The sequence below is a fragment of the Candidatus Methylomirabilota bacterium genome, assembly GCA_027293415.1.
Lineage (GTDB): Bacteria > Methylomirabilota > Methylomirabilia > Methylomirabilales > CSP1-5 > CSP1-5.
On sequence record JAPUFX010000155.1, the window covers coordinates 1 to 20,154 of the forward strand.

Here is a 20,154-nt window from a genome sequence, read left to right on the forward strand (position 1 = left end):
CCGCTGGCCATCCCCCTGATCGATACTCTACTGAGCGTGCTTTAATGCGGTGACCTTTATAGATTTCCTCTTTCATCTCGAGCCTGGGTTAGCTGTCCTGCTTCGTCGCGCCATCTTCAATCGCCGATTCTCCCGCTCCACCCGGTCCACCCGTCGTGCCAGGGTTTCCATCGTTGGATTGTTCATCACTTCCTCCTTACTGTCCCTGCTTTCACACTCAGCGACGTGGCGGGATATACTGCGGCGAAAGCCTCTCTTTTTTCGGATTGGCTGCCAGGTAGGCGTTGATAAACTCGTCTACCATCTCTTTCACGGATTCACGTACCAGGTGTAAGTCACGTGCGGGAACAATTGCAACTGTTGGCAACGCCATCCAAGTTACTGCGAATTGTTTCACGGTCGGGTCCCGGTCAGGTCGGACCATTTCCTTGAGTTCTAACCTCATCGAAACGGCATAGACATCAGTAACATCGCTCTTTAACGCATTGACGTTCAGGTAGAGGTACGGTGAGCCTGGCATCTTCCACCTTTCCTTATCTCTCCCGACGCGAATACCTGCTTGTCGGAGCCGGAATTCCACAATTGTTTGTAGACTATACGTAGTCAGGCCTTCTCGCTCGGCGTAGTGACGAAGCTTCTCGACCACAACACCAACTCCCACGAGTCCTCTGAGACTTTCACGCCTATCCTCCTGCGCTTCAATTAACTTTGGCGCGACACACAGGCTCACCACGACTGCCACAGTCAGGGCTATCAACCTAGCCATTATCACTTCTCCTTCTGCTCCGTATTCCTTCATCTATCCCACAACCCCCGTCCAGCCTCCCTCGCCTCCCGTTGGAGCTTCAGAAACAACGCTTGATGCTTCACATTCGGCGGCACGGTCATCACCTGTGCATATCCATGCTCCACCAGCCAAGCGTTGACGAAGGTGTCATCCTCCAAATAAACGTAAGCCAACAGCCGCTTGTAGCGGTCCACTTGCTGCACATCGAACTCTAGCCGGACGGTCTTTCCATCCACCAGCTTCCGGTTAGCCTCTGCCGCTCCATGCCGTAGGGTTCGACCCCCCTCATTGGGTGATGAGTCTCGGGGGTGTCGACACCGATATAACGGACCTTCACGCGGTCTCCGAAAACGCAGTAGACCTGGATGGTGTCGCCGTCGATGACCCGGACGACCTCAACCAGTAGGGCCTCGTGCATGTAAATCACGGAACGGTCTATATGCGCCAGCTGCATGCGCTTGTTAGACAGCTTCCGCCTTGAGGACGAGTCTCCTATATGGGAAGGCGACCCGCCGCCTGTATGCGCCGACATAGATGTTGATACGCGACGTTGAAAAGTCTTAAGACCCGTGTAAAGGTCATTTCGCAGTACTGAACGACGTTTGGATTGCGCTGGAATGTACGCCCGGCCAGCACGGCTCGCGGATCATCCGGCAACGGGAAAACCATTCGTCTGGACTCATCGTGGCCCAGGACTTCATATTCAATCTGAAACCTCGTGGTGACGATGCTCTCATGAGTAGCAGTGTTGCGGTAGTCGGAGAATTCGGATCGCCAAGCTGGCGTGTCAATTAACGCGAGGATCGGATCGCCTGGACGCGCTGAAGCGATTTCACTATGGGCCGTGTTGAAATATGCGTTGTCCGGCAGCGTCAAGCCGAAGTATGTCATGGCTTCACGCGCGAAGATATCCATCGCACTTCCGACAACGTGAGTAAACCCGTCAAAATGGTAGTTGACGCGATATACAACGTCCTGTGAAGCTGTCGGTTGGGTCTGCTGTGCACCGAGATAGTCCCTCATGGTGTCCACATGGTACCGCGCTGACCGAAGCTTGTGGACAAGCGAGTAGTGATATCGCTGAAATCCCTCGAAGACGTCATCGGGAACTGCGCCCTGTTGCCGCAAGGAAGTGATGAGCCGCTCTAGCGCGTTGCATCGGGCGAATCGATGATACGGCGCGAAGTTCACTTGGCTCCCGCCTCCGCGGTTTGAGCGAGGTGAGCGAGCGCCTGACCTTGAATATCCCTTAAGTGATGAACCGTGCCGCACTCTGGACATTTGAACTTGCCATCTGGAGGAAACGGCCGCGCCACTTCATCTATCGACATGTTTGGATCAAGGTTTGCCTGGAATATGTATTCGTTATCGCATTTGACGCACTTCAGCACGGCCCTGGCAGCCTTCAGACTCTGTGGGTCGCGAAGCACCCTCTGCAAACGACTGCCCTTTGGCAATGCCGGCCATGGAAGCTCGACTATTAGTAGCGGGGTCCAAAGCACGTTTCTCCCTCGAATTTTAGTGCCGATGCAAACTCCGACGTCATGCGCTCTAAAGCTTTTGATTACGAGGGGAATTCGATTTGCGAAGCTTGCGGCGTGGGCCGAAGAATCGACGGTGAGGACACCCTTTGCCAATGGCCTCGGCCTTTGCCCTTTGTGTCTAAGCCAGAAGCTCACTATCAACTCGCCCTTCGGGATGTCCTTGATCCCAAAAGCGACTGAGCACTCACGCCGCGCTGGTACCGCCCAGACGCCAAGGTTGTTGAAGATGCCGAAGCAGTCGACCTTGCCGCGTTCTCCCACCTTGTGGCCGTCAGCCAGGAGAGCGAAGGTGACACGCGGGCTTTGGGACTTTGAAGCCATGCTCTTTGATCCTATTCCAATGGACCGGCCAAGTGCCGCAATTCGGGCTGCATCTCAGCGGTCCTTGTCGGTGGTTCAAGAAATGGCTGTAAATCGTCGTTATGGTCAGGTCCTTGTGAGGCAGTAGAACTTGGACGGTTCAGGGTCGTAGCCGCCCTTGTGCAAGTGAGTCGCGAAGCAGGTCGGTAAGTAGTGTGGGTCTCTACTAATTCTCCTGCTCCCCTTGAAAAGCAAAACGCCCTCCGGGCCATGCTCCGCCCGAGAAGGCGTCTGAATGTGTGGTGCGCCGTCGATAGTGCCGGTGGTGGGCTGTAGGGCATTGATCGCCCCGGTTTCATACGTTCAATGGCTGCGGGGAGCCGTAGGGGGCTTGAGTATCCCCCAAGGGGCGAGGGGTGTCAAGATCAGCCCCTCCTTTAGTCAACTGCGCCTCCCGCACCCCGTGCTGTTTTATAGAACGCAGAAAATCGGCAAAATTGGCAACTTATCCCGGCTATGTCAAACTGTCGCACTCTTTTAGGCCTTAGTGAGGCTTTTTTATGATCTACGTCAGGTTTTCGGTTGACATTGGATAGGTCTGTTTCGTATAAAGGTATCCCCGCGACCCTTCGCGTTGTCGCGTGGGTGAACCACCGATAAGGGGGACCGGTAATCTCCCCTAGGTAGTACCAAATGGATCGGGGTAACCATAGCAATCCCCCCGGCCCACCACAGGCACAATCGCTGGAAAACACGCAATTACGTAGAGCGCTTTGACATAGTTCCACGGGGGACGGCGTGATGTGTGGTAATACCTGCTGGCCAGAAGAAGACTATAAGAAACCAAAGGAGTGGACCGAATGAGATGGCGACAGAAGCGTAAGCGACGAACAAGGTCCCGACCTAAACGGAGGCAAACTCCGCATCACAGGAAGGAAAGGCCATGATTAAGCCACGTCACATACAAACGATATACTTTTGCTTAGTGAGTGTCTGTATCTGAAATTCTGCATCTCTCAGAGCCTCCAAGAGGACTGACGCAGCAATACAATGCTTGTCCGGCATCTATTCGCCCCCCTCCATAAAAAGCCTGCGCGCCAGGTGCTCCAGACGCAATGATCATTAAAGCGGTTGGGTAAGCGTCATCCGATGTGCAGACCGTGCTGGAGCACCTAATGATGCCTGTCAGAACGCCGCGACCGATCCTCTTGAAAGTGGTGAAGTGAGGATCGATGATCAGGGAGATGTTGAGGTTGAGCTAAAAGGAGCTGCCCCATTTGCAGAATATCAGATATTTGTTGGCAACTTCACACTAAACGGTGCTTTCTCTCTACCCGGTTCCAGGGTCCCGGCATGACCTGTGTAGTAGGCTTTGACAACCAACCCATCGGCTTTGTTACGACAGACGAGGACGGTGACTTTGACGGACCAATGACCGCTGTGGCTGCGGGCGGGGGGGGTGATTTTGCCTTCCCCCAAGGGACCAATCTTGGTTTCCTGAATTTTGTATTTATAAGCCCACCTTGCGACCCGGGAGCGAACCAGTTTAGCACGGGAGTTAGTATCCCCTGACGGGGGGGCGAATTTCGAACGACCCATTTTCGGGTGCACACCAGAAACATCCCACGGGCGTCGGGGCAACTCGACGCTCGTGGTGTTTTTAGGCTACCGCGAACCGCTTTGCTTTTTACATTCAGGGCTGCAGTAGCACGCCCCACTGGGCCAGTCTATCGCTTCCGGGGGCAGGAATTTCCCGCAATAGCTACACCGCACTTTCACCGCTGCGCCTCTCGGTGTATATCCTCCAAAATCTTGCGGCCTTGCCCTCCCCATTCCACCACAAAGGCTCGTAGACGGAAAGCCATCCGGTGTTCTCTTATGTCACGCACGGCGTGCTTTCGGCTTTCTCCCTGAAGCACCTGCGCCGGGTCCAGGACGGTTTCCTTCACGTCTCGGGCGAATTGCTCAAGCCGTGCCATAAGGTCATGGGTGAGGGCAGCCGCCACCTTATTGATTGCCGCCACCCGTTGCGGTACGACGCCTATAAATCGCTCTTTCTCGAGTTCGGCAATCCGGGTGCGAGTTACCTTCGCTTGCTCCTCGAATCCTTCCCGAATGGTCGCCCGACCTCGCCGCCGTTGCTCTATGCTCTCGAGGTGAGCCTGTATCTTTTGGCACGCTGCGATTGACTCACCATCCCGTAACTTTTGGTCGAGTTCCTTTTGCAACCCCTCAGCTTCCTCTTGGTCCTTGAGGTCCAGGCGTCCGACCTCCGCTGCCTGCCCCTCGAGTTTCTGTAACCTTGCCTCCTCGGCCTGTATTAAATCCATGTCTTATCCCTCCACTGGTAAGGGGTGGTCTAGGTACTTCACCACGAGCCGCGCATGGTCCCGGTTATTCACTACGGCACTCAGGGCGTCCCGGTCTGAGGCGTCCGGGTGTTCCTCTTGGTATTCTTTCGCTAACCGCTGCACCATAAATGCCGCGTCCGTCCGAGTCTTAATCTCGTCCATGCTATATTGTACTTTGTGGCCGCTCATTTTTCCGATCTCCTTTCTACTTTGGTCTTTCTGTTTTTGTCCAGGGATGCACTCCTCGTTTCCGTACACTGGTAAACAATAATCTTTCCCAAAACTTTTTTCCACCTCTGCTCACTCCTCCGCCGTCTGCGGCTTTACCATTTCAACCTTGCCCAATCAATCCCGGCCCCTTGGTCCGCTCCTCCAATCCGATTTACGGAAGGGCCGGAATCACTCGCACTCGGTAGCCCTTTCCAATCGCCTCCCCTATGGAGGCCGCTTGTATCTCGAGAGCCTGCAACCTCGGGGAGATACTCCCCTCGGGGGGCGAATGGTAGGCCCGAGATTGCTAAGGCCGTGGCTACGCTTGCATCATCATGGCCTGAGCTTTGATGATCCACCCGGAAACCGTGGACCGTTTCTTTTAAGACTAGCCCGAAAAGTTCTTTCCTAAATTCGGGATGGGGAAAGCATCGTAATTGCCCCCGCCGTATCACGTCCAGGAGTCGAGTAAATATCTCCTCCCGCCGTCTTGCCGAAGGGGTGTATTCGTCCACTGGTACGCAATAGGGAGGTTGACTTACCCGCTGCATCATATAGACCGCCTCGGTCCTATCGTAATGGACCTTCGCTCCGTAATGGTGGGCCGCCGCGATGATCTCACGCTCTACCTCTTGCAAGTCAACCCGTTGACCACCGCGAGCCTCCCATCCCAATAAATGTTTCACGCAGTACATCCCGGAAGATTCGTCTTTCATAACCACGCTCACATAGGCTCGGTCTTTAGCATACCCAACGTCTAGGCCGATTGCGACCTCTCCCGCAGGGTCCGAGGGCATGGGTTGAAAGACGCCCTCGATCTCTGTACTGTTCAACCACGCCCCATCGCCGGGAGTTTGTATCGCGTGAATTTGCCGCAGGAAATACGAGCGAGAGGTTTTCAAACTCTTTTCCATTTGGGCAACCCATGCCGCACCAAGCCACGAGGCAACCACCCCTTGACGCCACGAGAAAAACCATTCGGAATCGTCTTTTGCTAATTCCATAAGTTCCGAAAGAATCCCAAGCCCGAGGGGGGGAGGGACACTAATAATCGCCACGGTACAGCGAGGATTTTTTCCGCTGCTCGTCCAGAGAGCACGCCATAAGTCCGGCTTCGCCCACGTCGCCATTTCGTCGCAGATAATCATAGAGGGCCGGAGTCCATACGCTGAGGGGGCATCGTGGGGTAAGAATCGGATTCGAGATTTCGGGGAATGTTTGAGGACGATCTCGTCCTTGGTGGATTTTACGAGGGTGCGGGTACGGGCGTCCTCGAGATTCATGCGGTCAATATCTTCTTTGAGGGTTTCGATTTGGTCCCGATCTCGGGCCACGGCAAAAATTTGTTCTCGCTCTTTCGAGAGAATCAGTCGCGCTCGGGCGAGTCGGGCGAGTCCTCCGGTCTTATCATGGGAGCGACCACGCAGGAGGAGAGAATACTTATAGGCAAGCATCCCCTCATAATCTTCCCGTTGCCACGGCTCGCACACCGCGCCGAAGGGTTGCCCCTGAAACGGTCCCTCTCCCATCTTCGAGGCGAGGATAAATTTAAGGTAGTCCATCATAAGCTAGCTCTCTCGTGATTTCGTTTCATCGCCTCGAGGTGAGAGGGCTTCACACACTGGACCTCGCTGCACTTGCGGACCACGATAAACCGAAACGGGATGGGGCCGTAATGTAATTCGTAAGAAATTCGCGCCGCCGTGAACACCGTTCCCCCAGTGCAAAGCCTCGGGTAGCCGCTCTCCATGTACCCGGTCCAGTGCCAACATCCCTCGCGGCCATTTCGAGTTACCTTGGTCCAGAACAATCGAATGACTCCCGGTGTTAGGCGGTAGTCCAGCAACCCTTCGCAGACCATCGCTTTTTTCCACCTTCGCTCGCGGCACGGGTCGCAGCGAGTTCGCCTCGTGTTCCCTTGTCTCAGGTATGCGCGGCACTCGCGGCACCGCTGCCTTACCCCCTCCTCGACAAATGGGAGCTTTCGTAAAAGGTCCGCAAATTCGCCCTCGCATAAATACACCTGCGAAGTCGGGTACGTTTGCCATAGTATGAGTCCACCGGCTACCGCTTGGAGGTATAGTCGCCAAGGCTTAGGCAGCGAGGCTATCGTCCCGCTCCTATCGGGAGAGGAGGCAAAGTCTCCCCTCCGCTCCGAGTCGAGTCTCATCTCCGTAGGCGGTTTCTGGGGGCCGGCACTCCCTGGAAAACGACTCCGACTCGGACTTGATCTGATTATTTTAGTTTACTTTGCCCCTTTCCAGGTTCGCCGCCAAGCTGCCGACTCTTTTTTCCGAGGGCTTCCCCTCCTTTATTGTCCGGCCTGCCCGAGGGGGCAATCAGGTTGCACCGTCAACCTCCTTTTCTGATTCCGATTGTAAAGGGGGCTTCTCAGTCGAGGTTGCACCCTGCTCGCGGGATAATTCGTCTACGTTGCCCTCCACTGGACTCGAGGACTCAACGGATACCGGAAGGGCGACCACCGTTTGAGGTTTCGGCTTGGAGGCAGGGACGGCCTCTCCCTTGGTTTTCTCGTATTGACTCCGCAACCGGTCAATTTCCTCCCCATCAATCTCTTTCGGGATTCGGGCATAACCCAAGGTCTTTCCCCCTTCGCTAATACCTTTTCGCAGGATGGGGTAGAAGGGTCCGCCGAATATCCGTTCGCTAGCTCGGAGAAAGTCCTCTACGGTGGGCTGCGAGAATACATAGGCAATCGCCACCTTAACGGCCTCGAGTTCCCCAGTGAATATCTCGAGGAGGTTGCGCTCCGTCATGGTGAGATCGTACAGGCTATCGTGGCCTTGGTCCTTAACGTGGTCCGCCATGTTCTTAAGCCGCCGCTGATTGAGGGCCTTGGTCCAGGGAGTCGCACCCTTTGCAGAACGGAAGGCCGCACACAGCCCATGCACCCTAGCGTTCTGGTTCCCGTACGGTGCCCCCACGCCTGCCTTGGGCTTCCGGCTCTTGCGGGGTCGCCCGTCCTTGTTAAGAGTTCGCTGGACTTTGGGCTTGTTCGCCATGCTAATTCGCTCCATATCCTGCACATGGGAGGAGGCCGTATCCCTCACCACCCCTCGAGTCCATAGCTTACCGCTTCGGCCCACCGGTACAGGACACCGGTAACGATCTCGAACGGCCTAGATTAAGGGAGTCCAGGATTGCGCCTCGAGTACCCGGATCGTCCTGCTCCCCCTTACCCCATTCCTTGCCCCTCACTGCCCCCTAGGATAAATACAAAAGCACTTCCGACACAAATACCAAGCTGATCCCTACGTTGTACCCCACACCTCGGGCACGGTCCAGGATTCGGTAACGGATGGGGTGCAACGTCGAAAAGCGGTAGCTGATTCACCTTTGACCTCCTCCGTTACCGCCGTTACCGTTGTTACCGCGCCAGGGACTAGAGAGAGCATCAACTAAAGAATGGGTCTTTACTAAAGTGCCTCTCTACTCTGGAAACCGGTAGCAGCGGTAACTCTGGTAACCGCTCCACTATGCCTCAAGGACATTCGCTCCAATGATCTTCTCGACTTGCGCGATTCGAAGGCACAAAACCCGATAAGATTTCCCCTCGACCTTAATCACTGAGGTAAGGCGTCCAGCCTCTCTACCGGTAGCCTTTTCGCCCGTTGCGGTAACCGTTGCGGTAACCAGAACGCCCTCCCGTTGCAAGTCGAGTCTGAGCCGGGTCTGACGGATGGGGAAACCTTCGCCCCCAGACCGAGCGAAGGCCGCGACCCGCTGAAAAGCCGCCTCGGGACTGAGATACAGGTAATCGGCATCGTACCAGCCGAGTAACGGTCCCTTGCCTATCGGCACCCCTGAGAGCTTATGTAGAATCTCGCCTTCTTTCTGAATCAAAAGGGCGTGAATGATCTCGAGGAAACGGCGGACGGGCTGTTCCTGCTCCACTGCCTGAGCCTGAGTCTCAGCGAGTTCAATCAGTGTTCGCCACCCTTCGGCCTTGCGACTCTCAACCTCACTGAGGGAGATCGCCCCGACCTCTTGGGCATACGTCAACCCAAAAGCAAGGCCAAGATAAAGATGGGCGACCCCTTCCGGCACCCGAAGATGATGGGATTGATCTTGGGCCTTGGCCCGTAGCTGGCTAAACTGCACCCGCAGGGCCGGAGCGAGGGTGTGCATCTGTGGCGTCAACCAGTGTATGAATCCACTCAGAGCGTGAGGCAATCTTTCTGCGGCGGCTTGGGCTTGGGTAAGTTTCCCGAGATCAATCTCTTGACGGACGACCTCCACGATCAGCATACGGGCGAGGAGGGACTGACCTTGGGGGTGCTGTTCTCCGGTACTGATAAGGAAACCTCGAGGGGTGTACGTTCGCCGTTCGGTCAAATCAGACCGCAGCCTGGACCGTCCGCTAAGATTCCCCTGAGATCGTATCAACCTTGACGCTACCTGTTCAAGTTCCCGAGCGTCCAGGACCGAAGGAAAATAATCATCAACCACGAAGATGCAATCTTTCAGGAGGAAAGCTCGCTTTTCGAGGGCGTTTGAGGTGGTCCGCCAATTTCCGGGAAGGTGGGTACGGTCAAAGTTTCCGAAATGGCAGAGAAACAGAGCACCCAAGGTTGATTTTAGGCTGCCCGTGATGCCCTCCAACCAAAGCGTAAGATCAATCGGGAGGGCATGGGCGAGAATAGCTCTCCACACCGCAGCCCATAGGGGAATCGTTACTGATAAGGGGGCCAAGCCCATGAGCGCAAGGCTTAACTGCATCGCTTCTTTTGGATCAGTGGCGACTCGAGGGATGCAATACCTTATAAGTTCGGGCGGCAAGTCAACCTCGAAATGATCCTTACCGATTCCGCCGCCATGACTGAGATAAGTGTATTCTCCATTCTGAATCGTCCAGCCGGTATGCGTGAAGATTTTTCGATAATTCCGATGGGGGCTGAAATGCTGAATAGCCTCTCGCAATTTATCCTTGGTCCCCATGCCAGCCATGATGCAGGGGGCGAGTCCCCACGATTCGGCAACCCATGCCATCGGCCCAAATCGCGGAGCAGGAATCCGAACAGAGGGAAGATGTTGGCCGCTGTCCAGGACGCCGCCGATCTCAAACGCCCTCGAGGTTTCGCCGGAGCCATCGTCAACTTCGACCTCTGTTTCGACCGTAGCGACAAAATTTGCCAAGGGTTCGACTACGATTCCGTCCTTGACCCGCTTAAGGTAAACCGTTCGGCCTTCGTCCACTCTGTACGGATGCCTTGGACCCTCCGCCTCCTCCTCCTGCGACGGCTCGGGTTCCGGTGGAGCGAGGAGGTCTGTACTGGTAAGAAAGAGAAGCTCAATCAGGGCCGCGACTCCGGGGAGAGCTTGCGTAAACCCTTCGCCGTGACATTCCCGGAGAATCCGCAGGAGATCATTTATATCAGTCGCCTCTTGTCCTCGGTACTTATACCCGGACCAAGGAAATGCAACCGCCTTTAACGATTTCACATGACCTTTGAGCTGCTTCACGAGGAGGGCGGGAGTCTTTTTTCCCTCGGCGTCATCGTCCATTAGATAATGAATGTTGGAATCTTTTAGCGAAGGGTGTTTTTCCGGGACTCCGACGGCGGCTCCATTCGATAAGGCGAGGACCGGACGACCAAGGACAAGGGAAAAGGCAAAACTTTTTAACTGTCCCTCACAGAGAAAGATTTTATCATCGGGGGCAGAGTAGGCAGGCGGGAAATACAAGCTCGGAGATCGTCCAGGAGTACCCCACTGATAACGGTCTTTATCTTCATGGGGTGTGGAAAGTTTCCTTTCCTTGACTCCTACGATCTCGCCGGAATCAGAAAAGAAGGGGAGGAGGAGTTTACCATTGGAAAGACCCAGGCGATAAGGCCGCACTTGGTCAAAGGTCAATCCCCAATTTCCTATAATCGAATCCCTGGACGGTGCAAGGGCGAAGCAGCTTTCCGAAGCTGATACTTTTTTGAGGTCCACGCGCATAGGCCCCTTATTTGAACGAGGCCGGGAGGGGTAGTTTTTTGCAGGCTTCACGGGTTCCTCAAGATGATCTCGAGAGCTTCCGCCGCTGCAACCAGTGCATCAATGTTAAGCGCGTCTCGACCTCCAAAAGGTTCCAGGGTTGCCGAAAAGGCCCACCCCAGTTCGGCCTTGATTCTTTCGAGGCACCGGTGGCACGGCGATTCCCGGAGCGGTTTATCCATTCGACTTGCGCCGCTTTTTCTCGTTTCGCTCGAGGGCAACCTCGATTCCGTGAATGGGAAAGCGCACGGTCTTTCCGATCTTCACGCTGGGGAGCTTGCCCTGCGCCGCCAGTTTCCGCGCCTGTCTCGGGTGAATGTCGAGCATCTTTGCGATTTCGTGATCGCGGTAATATCGCTTTTCCATGCTGAGACTATAAGGGGTCCGGTCCCTTGGGGCTTAGCGGGTCAATAAAGATTATTGATTGATTTAGGGGTGGGGGCTAAATCAGGGGGTAGGAGCTTATTTAGGGAGGGGGTTTAAATCAGGAGGCGTCGGGATAATAAGCGTCGGGGTCTTTTTCGACGCCCACGGCTCGCAAGAGTTCGACGCGGGTAGCCTTTGCAATCACTCCGATCTCGAGCAGTTCCTTCATGGCCGTATCTTTCCAAGGCCGCGCCTGCCTTCCCCGTCCGCGCTTCGGCCACGGTGGAGGGATTGAGAGCAGGGTGAGGGTTTCCCGGAGGACGCTAAGAGGTTGGGACTCGCTTTGCAACATAGGCAAAAGACGCGGCGGCGGTAAAGGGATAGGCTCCCCATGCCGAGCTTTGATGCTGCTCTCGAGAATATCTAACAGGTAGGGATGCCGTAGCAGTTTCCGAATAAGAGGCAGGGTTTGCTCGTATTGATCCCACGCTGCGGCGACGGTAACAGGTGAGAGCACGTTTCGCATTTCCCCCAGGACGGCCTTTGTGAGGACGGCAAGGATTGCCTCCCGATTCACCTTCTCGGGTATGTGGCGAAGCTGCCACTCTAGGGCGTCCCTCCGGTCCTCTATAAGTTCCTTGGTCGCTGTCTGGACTATCTTCCTACCTTTGATCTCCACGGGGAGAAACCCGAGGAGTACCTCAGTCGTGAAGGTGAAGGGCTTAGGAGGTGGGGGCGGAGATGGGGCAGGAGATGGCCTCGATTTTGCAACCTTCCGACCACTGCGGGAGGGCTTGGGCTTAGGCTTCGCCATGTTTACGATTTGTCAATTATTAGAGTGCCGAAAGGCCCCTTTGACTCCGGACAACCCGAAAGCTCACAGTGGGGCATATCATACAAAGGCCCACCAAAAAAGAGAAACCCGGCAACCTTTGGATTTTTCAGGATTGCCGGGGTGAGGGTGTTTCAGGTTTTGAAGACCGGGAAAGCCACCAGGCCCAATCCGCCTCCCTGCTATATCAAGACAGCGCAAGTGTAACAGTCGGCTCCCCCTTTCGCAAGGCTCTTCGGGGCAGAGGTAGGTCTGGAATGGCTCTTGCAAATTTTGAGAACGAGAGAGTGTGCCGATGACGGATCTGCCCGAGGAACGACAGCCTCGCATTCTGGTGGTGGACGATCAAGAGGAAAATCTGGAACTCCTGGAGGCCTTTCTCAACGTCCACGACTACCAAATCGTCCAAGCCAGGAACGGGCGGGAGGCCCTAACGCAGGTAGCCCAGGAACCTCCAGACCTGATCCTGCTCGATACCCACATGCCGCCGCCGGACGGTTACCAGGTCTGTAAAGAGATCAAGCAGAACGAGCATACCCGCCTGATCCCGATCATCATCGTGACTACGTCCGGAGAACTGGAGAGCCGTGTCAGAGGAATCGAGGCCGGGGCCGATGATTTCCTGACGAAGCCCGTTCATCGCCTAGAACTGGATGCCCGGGTCGGCTCCCTCCTGAGACTCAAGCAGTTTACCGATGAGCTGGAAAATGTGGACGGCGTTCTCGTCAGTCTAGGCCTCGCCGTTGAGGCCAAGGATCCTTCAACCCAAGGACACTGTGAGCGCCTGGCCGATTATGGCGTCCAGCTCGGGCGACGGTTCGGCCTGCCCTCCGATCATCTCACTGCGCTTCGTCGGGCAGGGTATCTCCATGATCTCGGGAAAATCGCTGTCCCTGAAGCAATCCTCCTCAAACCTGCCCGCCTGACGCCGGAGGAGTGGGAAATCATGCGGATGCATCCGGAGGTCGGCGAGCGGATCTGCCAGCCCTTGCGATCGATGCGCCTGGTTCTTCCTATTATCCGCCACCACCACGAGCGGTGGGATGGCAGTGGCTACCCTGACCGCCTCAAGGGAGAAACGATCCCCCTCACCGCCCGGATCCTCCAGATCGTGGACGTGTACGACGCCCTCAGGACTGAGCGTCCGTATAAGGTGGGCTTCTCCCCCGCCGAGGCGCTGAAGATCCTTCAAGAAGAAGGTGGCAAGGGTTGGTATGATCCCAGGGTGGTAGCCGAGTTCTTTGCTATGCTCAGCAGTGCTGGGGGATCTTTGAAGACGGAGTCACCGGCCCTCCTGCGGTAGCAGGGCCTCCTCCGGGACGAGGGCGAGTTCCGGGATTTCATCCACGCTTCGGATGAACTTGAAGTCCAGCCCTTGGCGAATCTCTTCCGGGACATCCTCCAAGTCTTTGGCGTTTCGTTCGGGGAGGAGGACTTCCTTCAGCCCTGCCCGCTTGGCCGCCAGCGCCTTTTCCTTAATCCCGCCGACCTGAAGAACCTGCCCCCGGAGGGTGATCTCCCCCGTCATCGCGATCTCGCTCTGGACCGGGCGACCCGTCACGAGCGAATAGAGGGCAGTGTACATTGTAATCCCGGCGGACGGCCCGTCCTTCGGGATGGCTCCCGCGGGGACATGGATGTGGATGTCCTGTTTAAGGAAGTAGTCCTCAGGGAGGCCCATTTCTCGGGAGCGGCTTCGGATGGCGCTCAAGGCCGCCTCTGCTGATTCCTTCATCACCTCTCCCAGGAGACCGGTCAGGATGAGATTGCCTTTCCCCGGCATCTTCGTGGCCTCCACAAAAAGGATATCGCCGCCCGTAGAGGTCCAGGCAAGCCCAATCGCGACTCCGGGCTGAGAGGTCCGCTCAGCCACCTCCGAGTAGAACTTCACCGGACCGAGCAAAGCGTGTAGGTCCTCTGCGGTGATGGATGCCGGTTCAGTCCGCCCTTCAGACACCTCCTTGGCCACCGCCCGACAGATGGTGGCAATTTCCCTCTCCAGGTTCCGCACACCTGCCTCACGGGTGTAAGAGCTGGTGATCCTCAGGATAGCGTCGTCGGTGAACGACAGATGGTCCGCCGTGAGACCGTGGGCATCGAGCTCCTTCGGAATGAGATAGCGCTTGGCAATCTGAAGCTTTTCGGAATCGGTGTACCCGGGCAACTCAAGAACCTCCATCCGGTCCCGGAGGGCAGGAGGAACGGGATCCAAGATGTTGGCGGTCGCGATGAACATCACCCGTGATAGGTCAAAGGGGATCTCCAGGTAGTGGTCCGAAAAGCTCGTGTTCTGTTCCGGGTCCAGCACCTCGAGCAAAGCGGCGGACGGGTCCCCTCGGAAGTCAGCCCCAATCTTATCCACCTCGTCCAGCATAAAGACGGGATTGTTGCTGCCGGCCTTGCGGATGCTTTGAATGATCCGGCCCGGGAGGGCGCCGACATAGGTCCGGCGGTGGCCCCGGATCTCTGCCTCGTCCCTGATCCCGCCCAGCGAGATTCGGATGAACTTCCGGCCCAACGCGGCCGCGATGGAGTGACCCAGTGAGGTCTTTCCGACCCCCGGCGGACCGACAAAGCAGAGGATGGGTCCTTTCATGTCCCTTTTCAGCTTACGAACCGCCAAGTACTCCACGATCCGCTTTTTGACCTTCTCAAGGTCGTAGTGATCCTCGTCGAGGATCTGCTCGGCGGCAGTGATGTCCAAGCGATCATCGGTGCCCTTGAGCCACGGGAGCTCGAGGAGCCATTCGAGATAGGTCCGGACCACGCTGTACTCCGCGGCAGCCGGCGGCATCCGGGAGAATCGTCCGAGTTCCCGCAGGGCGGTCTCTCGGGTCTCGTCCGGCAGGGGAGTCTCCTCGATCCGCTGACGCAGCTCCTCGATCTCCTGGGTCCGCTCATCTCCCTCTCCCAGCTCCCCCTGGATGGCCTTGAGTTGCTCGCGAAGGTAATACTCTCGTTGCCCCTTCTCCATCCCCGCCTTGACCTGAGCCTGGATTTGGCTACTGAGTTCGAGTTCCTCCAGTTGTCCCGTCAAGAGTTCGGTCACTCGCCTCAGGCGAGCCTTAACCTCCGTGGCTTCAAGAACCTCCTGCTTCTCCTCCACCGAGAGGTTCAGGTTCGAGGCGACCATGTCCGCGAGCATCCCGCTCTCGTCAATGTTGAGAGCCAGGATGGAGAGTTCGGGGGGCAGGTTGGGAGAAAGCTCCACCGCCTGCTGGAAGAGGCGGCGCAGGTTGACCATCAGCGCCTCGACCTCCTTGTCTTGCTCTCCTGCGTCGGGCAGCGGCTCGATGCTTGCGCGGAAGTAAGGGTCGGTCTGAGTGATGTGAGAGAGGCGGATCCGCTCGAGACCCTGAGCCATGATGCTGATGGTCCCGTCGGGAAGTTTGATCATCTTGGCGATGACCGCTGCTGTTCCCACGGGAAAGAAATCCTCCGGGCGGGGGTCTTCCACCTCTCTATTCTTGAGGGCCACAATCCCGATGATCCGGTTTCCCATCACCACCTCATCGACGAGGCGCATGGACTTTTCTTGCCCCACCAGGATAGGAATAATGACGTGGGGAAAAAGGACACTGCCGCGCAGGGGCAGGATGGGAAGTTCCGGAGGAATCTGGGAATCGGCGCCCGTGGGCGTGCTCTGCACTACTTCCTGCGCTGCCATGGAGTACCTCCCGGCGTCGCTGATTACTCGCTGAGGATTCGGACGGTGGAAGCCGTGGATACTGCTTGCTTGGGAATGGTGACGTGGATGAACCCGTCCCGATACGTGGCTTCCACAGCGTCACGGGGTGGTGAAAAGTCGAGACTCACCCATCGCTCGAAAGGCCCGAATTCGATCTCCATTTGGTGACATCGCTGCGCATCGAGGGGGGCAGCGACGCGCCGGACCCCGGCAATCCGGAGCCGATTCCCTTCCATGGTGACATCGATTTCCTCCCCCTTTGCGCCGGAAATTTCCATCACGATGATGACCGCCGAGCTCGTCTCGTAGACGTCGATGGCCGGCTTGAAGCTGGAGCCCCGGACAAGGGTGGGGCGCCCCCGGTGGAGCAGGGTATCCATCATCTCAGCCAAGCGGGCGCGGAGCTGCTGGAACTCTCGCTCGATATCCTCTGCCGGATACCTCATCAAACGCTCCCAGTTCTCGCCGACACCCAGATCGTTTTTTCGACTCGATAAGTGTCCGCTCGACCCACGTGAAGGACTGGCACTCGCTATTCTTCCTACCATAGCAAAAGGCGAGGACGAGATCAACCGACCTTGCTGACTTGTGGATGGGAGAGGAGGTGGGTAGAATGAGCGAAAAGCCATGGGGAGGAGGCGCGGATGGAACCGGGCATCACGCTCGTGGAGGGGATCCGGGTTGGGCATGCCACCGACGTCGAGGCGTGCACCGGGTGCACCGTCATCCTTTGTGATGGAGGAGCCGTTGGGGGGGTGGACGTGCGGGGTTGGGCCTCGGGGACGAGGGAGCTCGACGCCTTGGCTCCTCATCACCTGGTGGACAAGGTCGACGGCATACTCCTCGCAGGGGGCTCCGCTTTCGGGCTCGAGGCGGCCGCTGGGGTGATGCGGTATCTAGAGGAGCGAGGTACGGGCTTTGATGTGGGAGTGACCAAGGTTCCCATCGTCCCTGGCGCCATCCTCTTTGACCTGGGGATTGGAGATTTCCGAACGCGACCGGATGCGGCTATGGGATACCGGGCTTGCGAGGCAGCTCACGAGGGGCAGATGGAGGAGGGGAGTGTCGGCGTTGGGACGGGGGCCACAGTGGGGAAGCTTTTCGGCGTCCGGCACGCCATGAAGGGTGGGGTGGGGACCACCAGTGTCGAACTCCGCGGGGGACTCAGGGTTGGGGCGTTGGCCGCCGTGAACGCCTTTGGCGATGTGCGGGATCCGTCGACAGGCGCTATTGTGGCCGGAGTGCGGGACCCGGCGACGGGATTGCCTGCGGATACCTCCCTGCAAATGAAGCAGGGACACCTTCGGCGGGCCTTCCACATCCAGAGCACCACATTGGCGGTGATAGCGACGAATGCCCGTCTGACCAAGGGCGAGGCGATCCTGGTGGCTCGCATGGGGCAGGGGGGATTGGCCCGAACTATCTCGCCTGTTCATACCGCCTTTGACGGGGACATCATCTTCACCCTGGCGACCGGGCGGGTGGATGGGGACGTGAATCTGGTGGGGCAAGCCGGGGCAGAGGTAGTGGCCGCGGCCGTCCTGCGCGCCGTCAAGACCGCCACAAGCCTTGGTGGGGTCCCAGCCTACCAGGATCTCCATTCCTGACAGGCTCTTGCTCGCAGGGCGCAGCTGATCGTGTAGCTAATGGCTTGGAGGGGCCGAAAAAGTTTTGCGTTGCAGGGACGAGGGGCTGCGGTGGGTAAAAGAGGGTGATCAGAGTGTCTAGCTCTTCTGTTCCTCGGTCTTCTCTTCGGTCCCTTTCCCCTCCTTCGGCGTGACGTCTATGGCATCCTTGCCCGAGGTGGCATCTTTGAATCCCCGGATGGCCTTACCCATCCCGCTACCGATCTCCGGGAGGCGGTTGGCCCCGAAGACGATCAGGACGATGAAAAGGATCACGAGAAGCTCTGGAACGCCCAGTCCGAACATTACTCCTCCTCAGGGTATGGTCAGACCCTTTGAATTTAGGCCTGTCCTTACTTAAAGATCGTATATCTCTGCCCTCCTGTCAAGGAAAACTCTCCCCCTCTTACTGGCCGTAAAGCACCCGTTCGTCTCCTGAACGTCTGGTGAGCTTAATCTGGTCGAAATGTTCGAGGAAGGGAATGGCGTGCTTCCGGGTGAGTCCCAGCAGGTCCTTGAACGTAGGGACAGAGATCGAGGGATGGCGCTCGAAATGGGCGCGGAGAAGAGCCTTTGCCCGCTCGTAGGCATCCCGATGCAGATATAACTCATCGTTGATTTTGATGAGGATACCCTGCTCCACCAGGCGGAAGAAGACCGCCTGCGCCGCCTTCCGGTCTGTCGCTGCTTCCTTGAAGGCTGCATCGGTGGTCGGGGGCTGGAGTCCAGCCTTTTGGTAATGGTTCTCGAGGCGCTCCTGAAGGGCTGTCTCTGCTGGCGAGAGCTGCGCCTGGTGTGCAGTGAGATGGACCCGGTCCCGATCCTGGGCCACTTCTCCCGCCTGCGTGAGGTCGGTGAGGAGCTGAGTAAAGAGGGGTGGGGAGACCCTCGTCGCCATGCGAGAACGGAGCTCCTCCTTAGAGATCCCCTCCCGCAAGGGGTGCTGGGTGTGGAACTGTTTCAGCAGGCTGAGCATTGTTCCTTTGAGATCGTCATAGGCCTCACGATGGAGGTAGGCTTCTCCCTCCCGTCCCTTGAGACTGATGATCTTCTCGAGTCCCAAGAGCTCTTGAAGTTGCTCCTGGAGGAGGCCGGAATCCAGGCCGGCGACGGATCGGAGGGTCGGCAATGGGAGGGGGGAGCTGCTGCTTTTCAAGAGTTCCAGGATACGATCCCGAGAAGAACCGTGCTCCAGTATCTTCAAATGGGCAACGACCTCCGGTCGCCTTCGTCGCTTGAGAGGGGCGTAGGGGTCCAGGATGATCCCGCCGCCGATCGTGGTCATAGGCGAGTAGCTCCGGAGGACATACCGATCGTGAGGCTGAGCGGCGGTGGGCTGCTCAAGACGGAGGTGAACATATGCCTCCCCTCCCGGGTTCACCTCTTCGCGGTCTAAGACAATGACACGGGCCAGGATCTCGACCGTGCCGAGATGGAATCGGACTCGAGCCCGGTTCCTCAACGGCCTTGGGGCGTCCGGCAGTAGTGCCAGCGTGGCCTCCATGGATGTGCTGACCCGGAGGGTGTTGGGAGAGCAGAGGATATCTCCCCGCTCGATCTGGTCTGTCTCGATTCCCGGAACGTTGACCGCCGTTCTCTGGGCCGCAAAGGCCCGTTCCACACTCTGGTTGTGGACCTGGAGCCGCCGGACCCGCGAGTGCAGGTCCTTGGGGAGGATCGTCACCTCGTCGCCGATGGCAAGGGAGCCAGTCCAGAGGGTTCCGGTCACGACGGTGCCAAAGCCCCGGATCGTGAAGACGCGGTCAATAGGAAGTCGGAGGACTCCGTCCGTGCGTCTCGGATGGGTCTCGGTGGCGAGGCTGGCGAGGGCGTCTCGGAGTTCAGCGAGGCCCTCGCCATTGATGGCGGAGACAGGGACGATCGGCGCATCCTGGAGGGATGTTCCCGCCAGGAAGGTCCGGACCTCCTCTGACACCAGCTCGAGCCAATCGGGATCTACCAGGTCTTTCTTGGTAAGAGCAAGAAGTCCCCGTCGGATGCCCAGGAGCTCGCAGATGTGCAGGTGCTCTCGGGTCTGGGGCATGACCCCTTCGTCGGCGGCAATGACCAGGATGACCAGATCGATCCCTCCCACGCCAGCCAGCATCGTTTTGACGAACCGTTCGTGGCCGGGAACATCCACAATCCCGAGGATGATGTCATCCCCAAGCCTCAGGGAGGCAAAGCCGAGCTCGATGGAAATTCCTCGCTCCTTCTCCTCCTTGAGCCGGTCGGTATCGATACCGGTGAGGGCCTTCACCAGGGCGGTCTTGCCGTGATCGATGTGGCCCGCGGTCCCGATGACGATGCGTTTCATGGGCGGATCCCCTCGACTTCCGAACGTCCATTACCTACACGGAGCGGCATGGTACCGGAATTATACGGAGCCACCGTCCAAACCTCAATAGGGTTCCGGGCAGTGGATGCGGTCATCGGAGAGGGAAAGGA

General features: G+C 57.4%; 17 protein-coding genes. 2 read left to right on the plus strand and 15 right to left on the minus strand.

From position 1 onward, the window contains the following. Positions 1-217 precede the first annotated feature (217 nt). The 11 genes from O6929_10970 to O6929_11020 form a co-directional block, all read right to left on the minus strand. Entirely contained in the window at positions 218-799 is a 582-nt protein-coding gene (locus O6929_10970) for a hypothetical protein (GenBank protein ID MCZ6480908.1), read from the minus strand. Further along, positions 796-1,143 carry a thermonuclease family protein gene (locus O6929_10975; GenBank protein MCZ6480909.1) on the minus strand — a complete coding sequence of 116 codons (348 nt, stop codon included), beginning with the start codon at positions 1,141-1,143 and terminating at the stop codon, positions 796-798. The genes O6929_10970 and O6929_10975 overlap by 4 nt, the downstream gene beginning before the upstream one ends. Positions 1,144-1,279: 136 nt before the next feature. After that, complete coding sequence (locus tag O6929_10980) at positions 1,280-1,978, minus strand: hypothetical protein (protein ID MCZ6480910.1); 699 nt, start codon at positions 1,976-1,978, stop codon at positions 1,280-1,282. Next, positions 1,975-2,652, minus strand: coding sequence for a hypothetical protein (locus tag O6929_10985; GenBank protein ID MCZ6480911.1), 678 nt, complete (start codon positions 2,650-2,652; stop codon positions 1,975-1,977). Before O6929_10985 ends, O6929_10980 begins: the two co-directional genes overlap by 4 nt. A 1,754-nt stretch (positions 2,653-4,406) precedes the next feature. Next, positions 4,407-4,961 (minus strand): hypothetical protein, encoded by a 555-nt coding sequence (locus tag O6929_10990; GenBank protein ID MCZ6480912.1) that lies wholly within the window; start codon positions 4,959-4,961, stop codon positions 4,407-4,409. A gap of 3 nt (positions 4,962-4,964) precedes the next feature. Next, positions 4,965-5,144: a hypothetical protein gene (locus tag O6929_10995; protein MCZ6480913.1), complete on the minus strand. Its 180-nt coding sequence runs from the start codon at positions 5,142-5,144 to the stop codon at positions 4,965-4,967. 161 nt (positions 5,145-5,305) lie between these two features. Then, on the minus strand, positions 5,306-6,754 hold the full coding sequence (locus tag O6929_11000) for a hypothetical protein (protein MCZ6480914.1): 1,449 nt from the start codon (positions 6,752-6,754) through the stop codon (positions 5,306-5,308). Between the two features lie 777 nt (positions 6,755-7,531). Continuing rightward, a complete protein-coding gene (locus O6929_11005; protein ID MCZ6480915.1) occupies positions 7,532-8,215 on the minus strand; it encodes a hypothetical protein in 684 nt (227 codons plus the stop codon). Between the two features lie 472 nt (positions 8,216-8,687). Then, positions 8,688-11,054, minus strand: coding sequence for a hypothetical protein (locus O6929_11010; protein MCZ6480916.1), 2,367 nt, complete (start codon positions 11,052-11,054; stop codon positions 8,688-8,690). A gap of 315 nt (positions 11,055-11,369) precedes the next feature. After that, positions 11,370-11,561: a helix-turn-helix domain-containing protein gene (locus O6929_11015; GenBank protein ID MCZ6480917.1), complete on the minus strand. Its 192-nt coding sequence runs from the start codon at positions 11,559-11,561 to the stop codon at positions 11,370-11,372. Between the two features lie 118 nt (positions 11,562-11,679). Continuing rightward, positions 11,680-12,240, minus strand: coding sequence for a hypothetical protein (locus tag O6929_11020; GenBank protein MCZ6480918.1), 561 nt, complete (start codon positions 12,238-12,240; stop codon positions 11,680-11,682). A 448-nt stretch (positions 12,241-12,688) separates the two neighbouring features. On the opposite strand from O6929_11020, the gene O6929_11025 reads away from it, so the two are divergent. Then, positions 12,689-13,696, plus strand: coding sequence for a response regulator (locus tag O6929_11025; protein MCZ6480919.1), 1,008 nt, complete (start codon positions 12,689-12,691; stop codon positions 13,694-13,696). On the opposite strand, the gene lon is transcribed toward O6929_11025, so the two are convergent. After that, on the minus strand, positions 13,676-16,060 hold the full coding sequence (gene lon, locus O6929_11030; protein MCZ6480920.1) for an endopeptidase La: 2,385 nt from the start codon (positions 16,058-16,060) through the stop codon (positions 13,676-13,678). The two genes, O6929_11025 and lon, sit on opposite strands and share 21 nt — an antisense overlap. 23 nt (positions 16,061-16,083) lie before the next feature. Beyond that, entirely contained in the window at positions 16,084-16,527 is a 444-nt protein-coding gene (locus O6929_11035; protein ID MCZ6480921.1) for an Hsp20/alpha crystallin family protein, read from the minus strand. 198 nt (positions 16,528-16,725) lie between these two features. On the opposite strand from O6929_11035, the gene O6929_11040 reads away from it, so the two are divergent. After that, positions 16,726-17,688 (plus strand): P1 family peptidase, encoded by a 963-nt coding sequence (locus O6929_11040; GenBank protein MCZ6480922.1) that lies wholly within the window; start codon positions 16,726-16,728, stop codon positions 17,686-17,688. Positions 17,689-17,805: 117 nt separating this feature from the next. Here O6929_11040 and O6929_11045 read toward each other — a convergent pair whose 3' ends face one another. Further along, on the minus strand, positions 17,806-18,012 hold the full coding sequence (locus tag O6929_11045; GenBank protein ID MCZ6480923.1) for a twin-arginine translocase TatA/TatE family subunit: 207 nt from the start codon (positions 18,010-18,012) through the stop codon (positions 17,806-17,808). A 100-nt stretch (positions 18,013-18,112) separates the two neighbouring features. After that, on the minus strand, positions 18,113-20,023 hold the full coding sequence (gene selB / locus O6929_11050; GenBank protein MCZ6480924.1) for a selenocysteine-specific translation elongation factor: 1,911 nt from the start codon (positions 20,021-20,023) through the stop codon (positions 18,113-18,115). Between the last annotated feature and the right edge of the window lie 131 nt (positions 20,024-20,154).

Coding starts and splice junctions, on each gene's coding strand:
- O6929_10970 (MCZ6480908.1), bottom strand. CDS start 799: ATGAAGGAATACGGAGCAGAAGGAGAAGTGATAATGGCTAGGTTGATA.
- O6929_10985 (MCZ6480911.1), bottom strand. CDS start 2,652: ATGGCTTCAAAGTCCCAAAGCCCGCGTGTCACCTTCGCTCTCCTGGCT.
- O6929_10990 (MCZ6480912.1), bottom strand. CDS start 4,961: ATGGATTTAATACAGGCCGAGGAGGCAAGGTTACAGAAACTCGAGGGG.
- O6929_10995 (MCZ6480913.1), bottom strand. CDS start 5,144: ATGGACGAGATTAAGACTCGGACGGACGCGGCATTTATGGTGCAGCGG.
- O6929_11000 (MCZ6480914.1), bottom strand. CDS start 6,754: ATGGACTACCTTAAATTTATCCTCGCCTCGAAGATGGGAGAGGGACCG.
- O6929_11005 (MCZ6480915.1), bottom strand. CDS start 8,215: ATGGCGAACAAGCCCAAAGTCCAGCGAACTCTTAACAAGGACGGGCGA.
- O6929_11015 (MCZ6480917.1), bottom strand. CDS start 11,561: ATGGAAAAGCGATATTACCGCGATCACGAAATCGCAAAGATGCTCGAC.
- O6929_11025 (MCZ6480919.1), top strand. CDS start 12,689: ATGACGGATCTGCCCGAGGAACGACAGCCTCGCATTCTGGTGGTGGAC.
- lon (MCZ6480920.1), bottom strand. CDS start 16,060: ATGGCAGCGCAGGAAGTAGTGCAGAGCACGCCCACGGGCGCCGATTCC.
- O6929_11035 (MCZ6480921.1), bottom strand. CDS start 16,527: ATGAGGTATCCGGCAGAGGATATCGAGCGAGAGTTCCAGCAGCTCCGC.
- O6929_11040 (MCZ6480922.1), top strand. CDS start 16,726: ATGGAACCGGGCATCACGCTCGTGGAGGGGATCCGGGTTGGGCATGCC.
- O6929_11045 (MCZ6480923.1), bottom strand. CDS start 18,012: ATGTTCGGACTGGGCGTTCCAGAGCTTCTCGTGATCCTTTTCATCGTC.
- selB (MCZ6480924.1), bottom strand. CDS start 20,023: ATGAAACGCATCGTCATCGGGACCGCGGGCCACATCGATCACGGCAAG.